At 62.2% G+C, this 11,216-nt stretch carries 11 protein-coding genes and 1 tRNA gene; 5 read left to right on the top strand and 7 right to left on the bottom strand.

Annotation, left to right across the window (positions count from 1 at the left end; genetic code table 11):
* Positions 1–64 precede the first annotated feature (64 nt).
* Entirely contained in the window at positions 65–2,422 is a 2,358-nt protein-coding gene (locus tag Q9295_RS08365; protein WP_306680082.1) for a DEAD/DEAH box helicase, read from the bottom strand.
* Between the two features lie 282 nt (positions 2,423–2,704).
* Between Q9295_RS08365 and Q9295_RS08370 the strand changes: the two genes are divergently transcribed.
* Positions 2,705–3,958 carry a DNA polymerase IV gene (locus Q9295_RS08370; RefSeq protein WP_306680083.1) on the top strand — a complete coding sequence of 418 codons (1,254 nt, stop codon included), beginning with the start codon at positions 2,705–2,707 and terminating at the stop codon, positions 3,956–3,958.
* Positions 3,959–3,961: 3 nt separating this feature from the next.
* Here Q9295_RS08370 and Q9295_RS08375 read toward each other — a convergent pair whose 3' ends face one another.
* Positions 3,962–4,831, bottom strand: coding sequence for an N-formylglutamate amidohydrolase (locus tag Q9295_RS08375; protein ID WP_306680084.1), 870 nt, complete (start codon positions 4,829–4,831; stop codon positions 3,962–3,964).
* Between the two features lie 177 nt (positions 4,832–5,008).
* Between Q9295_RS08375 and Q9295_RS08380 the strand changes: the two genes are divergently transcribed.
* Both Q9295_RS08380 and ykgO read left to right on the top strand, forming a co-directional pair.
* Positions 5,009–5,083, top strand: a tRNA-Val gene (locus Q9295_RS08380).
* Positions 5,084–5,157: 74 nt separating this feature from the next.
* Positions 5,158–5,283 (top strand): type B 50S ribosomal protein L36, encoded by a 126-nt coding sequence (gene ykgO, locus Q9295_RS08385; protein WP_023666132.1) that lies wholly within the window; start codon positions 5,158–5,160, stop codon positions 5,281–5,283.
* 152 nt (positions 5,284–5,435) lie between these two features.
* Here the strand turns inward: ykgO and Q9295_RS08390 are convergent, their stop codons facing one another.
* From Q9295_RS08390 to Q9295_RS08410, 5 genes are all read right to left on the bottom strand, one after another.
* Positions 5,436–5,732, bottom strand: a complete 297-nt coding sequence (locus Q9295_RS08390; protein ID WP_306680085.1) for a hypothetical protein — start codon at positions 5,730–5,732, stop codon at positions 5,436–5,438.
* Positions 5,733–5,879: 147 nt separating this feature from the next.
* Positions 5,880–6,470 (bottom strand): DUF4202 domain-containing protein, encoded by a 591-nt coding sequence (locus tag Q9295_RS08395; RefSeq protein WP_306680086.1) that lies wholly within the window; start codon positions 6,468–6,470, stop codon positions 5,880–5,882.
* Between the two features lie 50 nt (positions 6,471–6,520).
* A complete protein-coding gene (locus Q9295_RS08400) occupies positions 6,521–7,648 on the bottom strand; it encodes a CaiB/BaiF CoA transferase family protein (protein WP_306680087.1) in 1,128 nt (375 codons plus the stop codon).
* Positions 7,649–7,651: 3 nt separating this feature from the next.
* A complete protein-coding gene (locus tag Q9295_RS08405) occupies positions 7,652–8,269 on the bottom strand; it encodes a DsbA family protein (protein ID WP_306680088.1) in 618 nt (205 codons plus the stop codon).
* 5 nt (positions 8,270–8,274) lie between these two features.
* The gene (locus Q9295_RS08410; RefSeq protein ID WP_306680089.1) at positions 8,275–8,772 is read right to left on the bottom strand and encodes a DUF721 domain-containing protein; all 498 of its coding nucleotides are present in this window, start codon (positions 8,770–8,772) and stop codon (positions 8,275–8,277) included.
* Between the two features lie 119 nt (positions 8,773–8,891).
* Here Q9295_RS08410 and Q9295_RS08415 point away from each other — a divergent pair, with 119 nt between their 5' ends.
* Together Q9295_RS08415 and Q9295_RS08420 are read left to right on the top strand one after the other, a co-directional pair.
* A complete protein-coding gene (locus Q9295_RS08415) occupies positions 8,892–9,959 on the top strand; it encodes an A/G-specific adenine glycosylase (protein ID WP_373457441.1) in 1,068 nt (355 codons plus the stop codon).
* A gap of 53 nt (positions 9,960–10,012) precedes the next feature.
* Entirely contained in the window at positions 10,013–11,155 is a 1,143-nt protein-coding gene (locus tag Q9295_RS08420) for an alkane 1-monooxygenase (RefSeq protein ID WP_306680090.1), read from the top strand.
* Positions 11,156–11,216 lie beyond the last annotated feature (61 nt).

Raw genomic sequence — 11,216 nt, forward strand, 5'->3', positions numbered from 1 at the left:
ACCCGGCGCTAAAGAAAAAGGGCGGCGATCTTACGATCACCGCCCCATCTTAACTTATTTCAGATCAACGCTTTTTCGGCGGCACGAAGCGCTTCGACGTGTCATTAGCATCGCCACGCGGTGCGGCGCGTTTCGGTGCATCCGATTTGCCGAAGGCCGGTTTGCTGCCGAAAGCAGGCTTGCCCGCTTTGCTGTAGGAGGGCTTGCTGTCGCCGAAGGATTTCGAGCCGAAGCTACGGCCTTCGGGCTTGGCGCCACCCTCTTTACGGGCATAGGGCTTGGCATCATCGCCGCGCGGGGCCCAAGGCTTGCGATCGCCGCCTTCCGAGCCGTGGCTCTTATAGCCAGCGGCGCGGGCCGGACGGCCCTCATCGCCACCATGCGATTTGAAGCCTGCCGATTTGTAACCGGGCTTTTCGCGGTTCGAAGGCGCAGCACCCTTGGCAGCGCGATCATCCGGCGACCAGCGCGGCTTCTTGGCGAAATCGCCTTCAGCAGCGGCAGCGCGGGGGGCGTAAGGCTTACGCTCGGCGCCTTCGCGCGGAGCCCAAGGCTTGCGATCGCCATCGCCACGCGGGGCGTAGGGCTTGCGGTCGGCATTGTCACGCGGCGCGTAAGGCTTGCGCTCGGCACCTTCGGCGCGGGGCGCATAGGGCTTGCGGTCAGCATTGTCACGCGGTGCATAAGGCTTACGCTCAGCGCCTTCGCGGGGGGCGTAGGGCTTGCGGCCAGCTTCCGGCGCATCGCCATCATCAAAGCGCGAGGGCTTCGGCTGATAGGGCGCTTTTTCGCGCTTCGGCGCCGGACGGCCCTCGCCGCGCGGTGCAAAGCGGCCCAGATCCGGCTCGCCTTCGATGCGCTCCATGCCGAGATCTTGGTCGATCTCGAGCGTCTTGCCAAAGCGGTCGGCCAAAGCAGCAGCGATCTGGACGTAGGTCACGTCTTGCTGGACGCGGATCGCGCCGATGCCATCTTTCGCAATGCCACCGGCATCGCAGATCTTCGGCAACAGCCAGCGGGCTTCGGCGCGGCCGGTGTGGCCGACCGAGACTTTGAACCAGACCGAGGGGCCAAACTCACCACGCTCACGCACCGGCAGCGGTGCGGGCGGCGGCAAGCTGTCCGACAGCACTTCCGGAGCCGAACGGCCTTCGCGCCACATCCGCACGAAAGCGGCGGCAACGGTTTCAGCCCCCCAACGCTCCAGCAGAGCGCCGGCCATTTCGGCCTCTTCACCCACGCCAGCTTCAAATTGCGGATGCTCGACCACGCGCTGATCTTCGCGGGCTTGCACTTCTTCAGCCGAAGGCGCTTTGCCCCATTCGGCGACCAGCTTCGCGCCTTGCAGCACGCGCTGTGCTTTGCGGATCTCGGCCGGCGGCACGATCAGCACCGAGGTGCCTTTGCGGCCAGCACGCCCGGTGCGGCCCGAACGGTGCAACAGCGTGTCCGAGTTCGACGGCAGATCGGCGTGGATCACAAGCTCCAACCCCGGCAAGTCGATGCCACGGGCCGCCACGTCGGTGGCGATACAAACGCGCGCACGGCCATCGCGAAGCGCTTGCAAAGCATGCATCCGCTCTTGCTGGCTCAGCTCGCCCGACAAAGCCACGGCTTGGAAGCCACGGTTCACCATGCGGGCGAACAGGTGGTTCACGTTGGCACGGGTTTTGCAGAAGACGATCGCGGTCTGGGCTTCGTGGAAGCGCAGCACGTTGAAGATCGCATGTTCCTTGTCGCGCGCCTGCACCGAAAGCGCCTGATAGGCGATGTCGGCATGTTGCTTGGCGGCCGATTGCACGTTGAGGCGCAGAGCATCCTTTTGGAAGGTGCGGGCCAGCGCTTCAATCTCGCGCGGCACGGTGGCCGAGAACATCAAAGTGCGGCGGTCTTCCGGAGCGGCGCCAAGGATGAATTCCAGATCTTCTGCAAAGCCCAGATCCAGCATCTCATCGGCTTCGTCCAGCACCACGGCGCGGGCTTCCGACAGATCCAGCGAGCGACGCTCGATATGGTCGCGCAGACGGCCCGGGGTGCCGACGACGACATGGGCACCACGCTCCAAAGCGCGCTTTTCGGTGCGGTAGTCCATACCACCCACACAGGTGGCCAACTGCACACCAGCATTGCCGTAGAGCCATTGGAATTCACGCGCGACCTGTTGGGCCAGTTCGCGGGTGGGAGCCACGACCAAAGCAACGGGTTTGTCGGCGGGCAACAGCGCATCGACGCCATCAAGCACTTCGGGCGCAATCGCCAGACCAAAGGCCACGGTCTTACCCGAGCCGGTCTGTGCCGAAACCAGAAGGTCGCGTCCTGCAACACCTTCACCCAGCACAGCCTGCTGAACCGGGGTCAGCGAGTCATAGCCTTTGTCTGCCAATGCCGCTTTAAGCGGCCCGGCTACTACCAGATCGTCCATTATTTTTCCTGACGCAGGGCCCTGCCCCGCTATATGAGACCACATTATGGCCTCACCACCCCCCGCCACGCCCTTTCCCAAATGGCGCGGCCCCGGAGTTCTCAGGCCAGTGTCGGCGCATACACGGGTTGGCGGGCAATGGAAAGGCCATAAGGGCAAGAACCGCCACGGCTGCGCGGTTCTGCCACGCTTCGGCTTTAGTCTGCCACGCTTCGGCTTTAGGATGAGTGGTTTTGCGAAGCCTTTGCCTCGGCCAGCCTGCCACAGTATCCTGCGCCGATCATGCCAGCCCTTTGCCGAGATTGCCTGACAAGTTTTCCTGCGGGGTCGCGCTGCCCCGCTTGCCGCTCGCCGCGCGTGATCGCGCATGAAGAGCTGGAAAGCCTGACCATCGCGCATATGGATTGCGATGCGTTCTATGCCTCGGTTGAAAAGCGCGATGATCCTTCCTTGCGCGACCATCCGGTGATCGTGGGCGGCGGCACGCGGGGTGTCGTCTCAACCTGCTGTTATCTGGCGCGGATCAAAGGCGTGCGCTCGGCCATGCCGATGTTCCAAGCATTGAGGCTGTGCCCCGAGGCGAAGGTCGTGAAGCCGCGCATGTCGGTCTATGTCGAGGTCAGCCGCCAGATTCGTACGATGATGGAAGCGCTGACGCCCTCGATCGAGCCTTTATCTTTGGATGAGGCGTTTTTGGACCTGACCGGCACGGCGCGGCTGCATGGCGCGGCCCCGGCGGTGCTTCTGGCGCGGCTGGTGAAGCGGATGGAAGATGAGCTGGGGGTCAGCGGCTCCATCGGGCTTTCGCATAACAAGTTTTTGGCCAAGATCGCCTCGGATCTGGATAAGCCGCGCGGGTTTTCTGTGATCGGCAAGGCCGAGACCCCGGCTTTCTTGCAAGGCAAATCGGTGCGGATCATCTGGGGCGTGGGGACGGCCACACAGGCCGAGTTGGAAAAAGCAGGGATCCGCAGAATCTCGGACCTGTTGCGCTGGGATCGCGGGGATTTGTCGGCGCGCTTTGGCCATATGGGCGAGCGGCTTTACCATCTGGCGCGGGGCGAGGATCAGCGCCGCGTGGCCCGCGATGAGCGGCCAAAGTCGATCAGCAAAGAGACGACGTTCAACGAGGACACCTCGGATGCCGATCTGTTGGACGGGCATCTGTGGCGGCTTTCGGAGCAAGTGGCCGACCGCGCCAAGGCCAAGGAACTGGCCGGGCGCAGCGTGGTTTTGAAGTTGAAGCGTGGCGACTTCCAACTGGTCACAAGGCGTCACTCTTTGGGCGATGCGACCCAGCTCACCGACCGGATTTACCGCGCCGCACGGGCGATGTTTGAACATGTCGGCACCAGCGGTCCCTACCGGCTGATTGGCGTCGGCATTGCCGATTTGACCAGCGCAGATCAGGCGGATGTCTCGGGCGATCTTCTGGACCCCGATGCCGCAAAAAGGGCGGCTTTGGAACGCGCCTCGGACGGGATCCGGGCGCGCTTTGGCAGCGATGCGATCATTCGTGGGCGGGCTTTGCGGTAAGGGCTATTCTGCCGCCAAGGGCCGCTGGAGGGCCAAACCACTGCAAAGATCCTCAACCACTCCGCCAATCAGCTCGCGGAAGGCGTTGAAGTCGCTGGAGGGCTCGACCCGCGCCTCATCCATATAAAGCGCGCGGTCAATCTCGACCTGCACCACATGCACGCGGCGCTGCGGGCGGCCGTAAGCCTGCGCGATATAGGCGCCAGCAAAAGGCGCGTTGCGGGCGACCTGCAGACCTGCGCCGGAAAAAGCCGCCTCAACCCGCTCCATCACATCGCGCCCCGCCGCAGCCCCGAAGCGATCGCCCAAGACCACCTGCGGGCGCGACCTGCCGGGGCGGACATGGCTTTCCAAAGCCTCATGCGGCATCGAATGGCAATCGATCAGAATCGCCTGACCGAATGTCTCCCGCGTCTGCTCCAGCAAACGCCGCAGCCGGTCATGATAGGGGTGCCAGTAGCGCCGGAGTCTCTCTTCCGCCTCGGGCTGGGTCAGTTTGCCCGTGTAGATCGCCCGCCCCGCCGAGACGACTCGGGGAATCACCCCAAGCCCGGCAGAGATTCGCGGATTATGCGCGCCGCGGCTGATTCCCTCGATCACGGAAGGGTCCAGCTCATCCGCCGCACGATTTAAATCGACAAAAGCGCGCGGCACGCGGGCCGCAAGCAAAGGCGCACCATGCGCCGGTGCAGCGCTGTAAAGTTGGTCGACGAAAGCATCCTCGGACGAGCGGATTGTCAGCGGGTTCAAGGCGATACGGGCCAAAAACCCCTGTGAATACGCATCTCCCGAATGCGGCGAGGCAAAAATCAAAGGCACCCGCTGTTCATCGGGCGCGAGCAAAGAATAAACCTCTGTAAGCGTCTGCGGCACGGGGCTTTGGTCCTCGGGCGGCGGTGCTGCCGTAAAATCGATATAACGGCATTCGTTAGAAAGCCGAAACCCCTTGCGGGCGGCAAACAAGCTGGCTATAGACCGCCCACCGACGCGGTTCGTCCCGCGTCCTTTTCGTTTCACCGAAGGGACATAGGACGAAACAGCCGGCAGCGTGGGCGGTTAGCTCAGCGGTAGAGCACTACGTTGACATCGTAGTGGCCACTGGTTCGATCCCAGTACCGCCCACCATTCGCCGCCTCTTTATAGGAAGAGGCAAGGGTTTCAATCTGGCGCGTGATGCGCCGCGTAGAAGGAGGGTTACCATGAAGGTTGCCAACTCGCTCCGCTCGCTGAAGACGCGTCACCGCGATTGCCAAGTTGTGCGCCGTAAAGGCCGCGTCTATGTGATCAACAAGACGCAAAAGCGCTACAAGGCACGTCAGGGCTGATTTGCCCAAGATAGCCTTGCCGCCTTTGGTAAGCAGATTTCGAAAAAGCCGCCCGGGAAACCGCGCGGTTTTTTCTTTTTGGGATTGGTGTCTTTGAAGGGCTTGAAGCTGAAGGCGCGTCTTTCGAATCGCCGCGAGATTTGCCTAAGGCACTATTTGTTGCCGTCGATCCATTTCGACATCAGCCCTTTATCGCGGAAGCACTCGGCCGGCACCGCACGGCGCTTCACCCGCGCCAACCGTTCGGCAAAAGCCACCTGCCGCGAGCTGGGGCGCGGGTCGAGGTCTGACATTGGCCGCATGCGCGACTGCACATCGATCCAAGCCGAAAGGCTGCGGCGGTCTTGCTGCACATCCCACGGCATAATCGTTTGATTCCGCAAGGCAAGCGAGCGGGCATAGGCCATCTGGCGCGGGGTCGGGGCAAGGGCAAAGGAAAGATCTTCCACGGCGGAAACTCCTTACTATAGCACCCAGAGATAGAACATAGAGAGAACATTTCAAGTCCACAGCGCAGAACGCCCCAGAAAAATGCGCAAAACACGCGTCACCTTACGGTGAGCGCGGCGTGAATTTCGAAAGCAAATACGCGTGAATCAGCGAGGATTTTCGTCGCGGAAGGCGGCGGCAAGCGCCTCGGGCAGGGGAAATTCCGCAAGCACGCGGGCCCGGGCCTCGGGCGACATCTTGCGCGCGGTTTTCTCAACGATCCCCGGAATATCCTCGGCAGGCCGGGTGGCTGCGAAGGGTTCGAAATACCAGCGCAGGAAGGTGAAGCAGATCACATCCTCTAGCGCCTGGACCAAGGCGTCTCGCTTGATGCCCTCTTTGCGCAAAAGCGTGCCCGCGCGCTGCTGGTCAGCCTCGGGGAAGCCTGCCTCGGCCATGATACCGGCCACCCGTTCGGCATGGCGGCGGCCCTGCTCGCGTCGCCACTCAAGGTATCCGGGCTTGCCCATCGGATAGCTGCTGCGCGGCAAAAGCCAGCGCTCGACATGCTGGCCGCGCGCAGCGATGCGCAGGATCGGGTCTGCATCGGGGAAGAGGCGGTCAAGCTCCTCGGTCATGCGCTGGCCGTAAAGGAGTGCGGCGGGCTCACCGGCTTCCAAATTGGGATCCGCCGCATTGGCCGCGTCGATCAAGGCGAGGGCGCGGGGAAGATCCGGTGTCTGCGCGGCGAGAGTCATGTGCTGAAGGCTCCGAAAATGCGGGCTAAAGATAGGCGCGTAAGCCGCCCTTAGCCCGTAACTTCATCTTGATGCTGGCCCAGCCGGGGCGAGGCGCGATCCAATGCCAGCTCTGCGCCAGAGAATCGCATGGGGCTGCGAACACCCGGCACGCCTTCGGGCGCGATCTGCAGCCCGCGCGCTTGCACCTGAGGGTCAGCAAAGACCCCGGCCATATCATTAATCGGCCCGGCGGGGACGCCCGCACCTTCGCAAGCGGCCAAAAGATCGGCCATGCGCCAAGTCCGGGTCGCCTCGGTCAGCGCTTCGGTCAATGCCACGCGGTTGGCGACGCGGTCGGCGTTGGTGAAAAACTCCGCCGCCTCGGCCAGCGCCTCCAAGCCCAAGATGCCGCAGAGTTTGCGGTATTGGCTGTCGTTCCCGGTCGCCAGAATGATCCAGCCATCGGCGCAATCGAACACCGCATAGGGCGCCAGATTGGGATGGGCATTGCCCATTTTCTGCGGCGGCATCCCGGTCGCCAGATGGTTCATCGCCTGATTGGCCATGATCGAGGTCGCCACATCCATCAAAGCCATATCAATATGTTGGCCCTGTCCCGTGCGTCCGCGCTGCACCAAAGCGGCCAAGATCGCCGTGGCCGAATAGACGCCGGTGAAGACATCCGTCACCGCCACGCCCACCTTTTGCGGCTGGCCTTCGGGCTCTCCGGTGACGCTCATCAAACCGGCCATGCCTTGGATGATGAAGTCATAGCCCGCGCGATGCGCATAGGGGCCGGTTTGGCCAAAGCCGGTGATCGAGCAATAGATCAGCCGCGGGTTCACCTTGATCAGGCTGTCGTAATCGAGGCCGTATTTCGCAAGCCCACCAACCTTGAAATTCTCGATTAAGACATCGGCATCCGCCACCAGACGGCGCACCATCTCTTGGCCCTCAGCCGTGCGGAAATCGCAGGTGATGCCCTTCTTGCCGCGATTACAGCTGTGGAAATAGGCGGCCGAACGCTCGCCCTCATGGTCGATGAACGGAGGGCCCCAGCGGCGGGTGTCATCGCCCTCCGGCGCTTCGACCTTGATCACCTCGGCCCCCAGATCGGCAAGGGTCTGCCCGGCCCAAGGCCCGGCAAGAATCCGCGCCAATTCAATGACGCGGATGCCTTGCAAGGGTGCCGTCACGGCTTAGCCGGCCAATTTGGCGTCAATGATCGCCTTAAGGTCGGTGTAGTTCATATTGCCGTGACGCTCGCCGTTGATGAACAGCGTCGGCGTGCCGGTGACCGCATCGGCTTCCATATTCGCCTCGAAGCGCTTGACCATCGCATCGGCCATCGCGGCATCCTGCATGCAAGCGTCGAGCTGCTCATTGGTCATGCCAGCGGTCAGGCCGATCTTGCGGATCTTGGCCACAGCCGCGGTCGGGTCATCCGAGGCAGCCCAATCGCTTTGGCTGGCAAAGAGCGTCTCCACCACCGGGAAGTACTTCAGATCGCCGCCGCAGCGCGCCATCATCGCCGCCCAAAGGCCGTAGCGATCGAAATACACTTCACGCAAGGTGAAGTGGACCTTGCCGGTGTCGATGAACTCGGCCTTCAGCGGCTTGAAGGTCTGCTCCGAGAACGAGGCGCAATGCGGGCAGGTGAGGCTGGCATATTCAACGATTTTCACCGCGGCATCGGGATTGCCGATCGAGAAATCCTTGACCTCGGGAAGAGCCGCAGCCTCGGGTGCTGCTTCTTGTCCAAGCGCAGGGCTTGCAGCCATAGCAGCGGCAAGTGCGATCAGTGCCCGACGGTTCATTTTCATCATCTTTTGTCCTCTGCGGCCTTTTGCCGTGTTAGAATATTCTGGCCCATGCGTTCAAGCGCCGCGCGCAGCCCCTCATCCGCAACGCCTTTGGTTTCGTCCTGCACCCGGACCAAGACGGCGGGGTCCGGGGGCGGAGGCGCCTTCGGCGCTTGCACAAACTGCGCCTGACCTTCGGCAAAGCCGGTGGCCGAGGTTTGCGTCAGTAAGATCCGCACGATGGCATTATAGCCATAAACCGCGTTGACCCGCGCCCGCAGCGCATCCTTTTGCATCTCGACCATCGGGCCCGCCGCGCCGCGCACCAGCAAGGTGAGCGAGGCGCCCATGCCCTCACGCCCGTAACCAACTTTCACCGGGCGGGTCACAGCGGCAATCTCGGGGCCAGCCACCTCTTCCCAATGGGTCAGCAATTTGGCCACGGCAAAGCCCCGGCTTTCACCGGCCGCCCGCACTTCGCGTGCCATCATAGCGAAAGCGGGTTCAAATCCGCGCATCCGCCGTTCATTGCTGACTTTAGGTTTTACCGGTCGCATCTGGTCTTTGCCCCTTTGGCGGTTATCTTAACGCAAGCGCGCCCTGCCGCCAGTGGCGCAACTGTGACAAGGCATAAAGAATGCGTGACGCTGGCGTTGGTCCAGAGCCGGTAGGCCCCCAGCGGGCTGTTGTAGAGCAAGCTGGCCCCCTTTTGATGGACTGGTATGACCGGAATGCCCGGATCATGCCTTGGCGCATTGGCCCTATGCAGAAGATGGCCGGAGAGCGTCCCGACCCCTATCACGTCTGGCTGTCCGAGGTCATGCTGCAACAGACCACCGTTGCCGCCGTGCGCGCCTATTTTGAACGTTTCATCGCGCGCTGGCCAAGGGTTCAGGATCTTGCCGCTGCGGCGGATGAGGCAGTCATGGCCGAATGGGCCGGTCTTGGCTATTATGCCCGCGCCCGTAACCTCTTGAAATGCGCCCGCGCCGTGGCGGCTTTGGGGGGCTTCCCCAGCACGCGTGAGGGACTTTTGGCGCTGCCGGGCATTGGCCCCTATACCGCCAGCGCCGTTGCCTCGATCGCCTTTGACGAACCTGCAACCGTGGTCGATGGCAATGTCGAGCGGGTGATGGCGCGGCTTTTCGCGGTGGAAACCCCGCTGCCGAAAGCCAAGCCTGAGCTGACCGCCTTGGCCGAACGTCTCACCCCGCAACTGCGGCCCGGAGATCATGCGCAAGCCGTGATGGATCTCGGCGCCACGATCTGCACCCCGCGCTCTCCGGCTTGTGGCATCTGCCCGGTGATGTCGCTTTGCCAAGCCCGTGCGCAAGGCATCCAGGCCGAGCTGCCGCGCAAACTGGCCAAAGCGGCCAAGCCCACGCGGCATGGCACGGTATGGCTCGCGCGCAACGGCCCCTTGTGGCTGGTTGAGACCCGGCCAATGAAAGGCCTTTTGGGCGGGATGATCGGCTTTCCCGGCGACGCCTGGGACGGCTCCGCTGGTGAGGCTCCGATGCAGGCCGATTGGCAGAACTTGGGCGAGGTGCGCCATACGTTCACGCATTTCCACCTGATCTTGCAGGTGCTAAGCGCCGAGACCAAGGCCAACCCCCAGCGCGGCGCCTTCGTACCGCTTGACCCGGATAGCCTGCCCACCTTGATGCGCAAAGCCTATGATCTGGTGCGCGAAACCGTTGCGTGATGACGCTGATCTCGCAGATGGTGGCGTGACACCGCAGACCCAAAGGCCCGATGATGAGTGACACGTCTAACATTGCCTCTCCCCTCCGCGCTTTGCCCTATTTTCTCTCGCTGGGCACTGTGCCTTTGGCCTTTCTGGCGATGGGTTTCGGCGGGCTTTGGGTGCTGGCGATGCCGCTTTACTGCTGGACGCTGTTTTCGCTTTTGGATGCCGTCACCGGGCTTAACCAAAACAACCCCGCCACCGACACGCCCGAGGATGATCTGTTCCTCTACCAGCTTTTGACGTTGATCTGGTTCCCACTTCAGCTTTTCACCCTGTGCTTCATGCTTTGGTTCGTCCCGCAGGATGGCCAGTTGAACCTGTTGGAAAAGGTGTTTCTTTTCATCGGAATGGGGGTGATGTCTGGCACGATCGGCATCAATTACAGCCATGAGTTGATGCACCAAAAATCCAAGCTTGAGCGTTGGTTGGCCGATCTTCTGCTCGCCTCAGTGCTTTATTCGCATTTCCGGTCCGAGCATTTGAAGGTGCACCACCTTTATGTCGGCACCCCGCGCGATGCGGTGACAGCGCGGTATAATGAAAACTTCCACCGCTTCTTTCTGCGAGTGCTGCCCGAGAGCCTTTTCTCGGCCTTCCGCGCTGAAAAGGCCTGGCTCGCACGCAAATCAAAGCCGTGGTTCCACCCCAGCAATCCCTTCTGGCGTTACTGGGCGCTGCAAGGCGCGATGCTGCTATTGGCTTACGCCTTGGGCGGTTGGATGGGGCTTTTGTTCTTCCTCATTCAGGCCTTCACCGCGATCTGGCAGCTCGAACTCACCAACTATGTTGAGCATTACGGGCTAACGCGCCGCCATCTTGGCGATGGGAAATATGAGCACGCCTTGCCGCGTCACAGCTGGAACGCGCCGCATCGGGCGACGAACTGGCTTTTGATCAACCTGCAGCGCCATTCAGATCACCATTACAAACCCGACCGCCGTTTTCCTTTGCTGCAAACCTACCCCGAGGATGAGGCACCGCAACTGCCCTTTGGCTATCCGTTGATGAATGCGATGGCGCTGATCCCGCCCCTGTGGCTGCGGCGGATGAACCCTCGGGTTAGGGCTTGGCGGCGGCAACATTATCCCGACATCACCGATTGGTCGGATTATAACGCGGGCCGAAATCCAATGCCGGTGGGCGCGCCTTAGGGTCAGGACTCGTTCTTGTGTCATAGCCAGAAGATGACGGTTGCGGCGAGGGCGACGACGG

The organism is Pseudogemmobacter lacusdianii (genome assembly GCF_030848395.1).
Lineage (GTDB): Bacteria > Pseudomonadota > Alphaproteobacteria > Rhodobacterales > Rhodobacteraceae > Pseudogemmobacter > Pseudogemmobacter lacusdianii.

Coding starts and splice junctions, on each gene's coding strand:
- Q9295_RS08365 (WP_306680082.1), bottom strand. CDS start 2,422: ATGGACGATCTGGTAGTAGCCGGGCCGCTTAAAGCGGCATTGGCAGAC.
- Q9295_RS08370 (WP_306680083.1), top strand. CDS start 2,705: ATGCCAGCCCTTTGCCGAGATTGCCTGACAAGTTTTCCTGCGGGGTCG.
- ykgO (WP_023666132.1), top strand. CDS start 5,158: ATGAAGGTTGCCAACTCGCTCCGCTCGCTGAAGACGCGTCACCGCGAT.
- Q9295_RS08395 (WP_306680086.1), bottom strand. CDS start 6,470: ATGACTCTCGCCGCGCAGACACCGGATCTTCCCCGCGCCCTCGCCTTG.
- Q9295_RS08405 (WP_306680088.1), bottom strand. CDS start 8,269: ATGAACCGTCGGGCACTGATCGCACTTGCCGCTGCTATGGCTGCAAGC.
- Q9295_RS08410 (WP_306680089.1), bottom strand. CDS start 8,772: ATGCGCGGATTTGAACCCGCTTTCGCTATGATGGCACGCGAAGTGCGG.
- Q9295_RS08415 (WP_373457441.1), top strand. CDS start 8,892: ATGCGTGACGCTGGCGTTGGTCCAGAGCCGGTAGGCCCCCAGCGGGCT.
- Q9295_RS08420 (WP_306680090.1), top strand. CDS start 10,013: ATGAGTGACACGTCTAACATTGCCTCTCCCCTCCGCGCTTTGCCCTAT.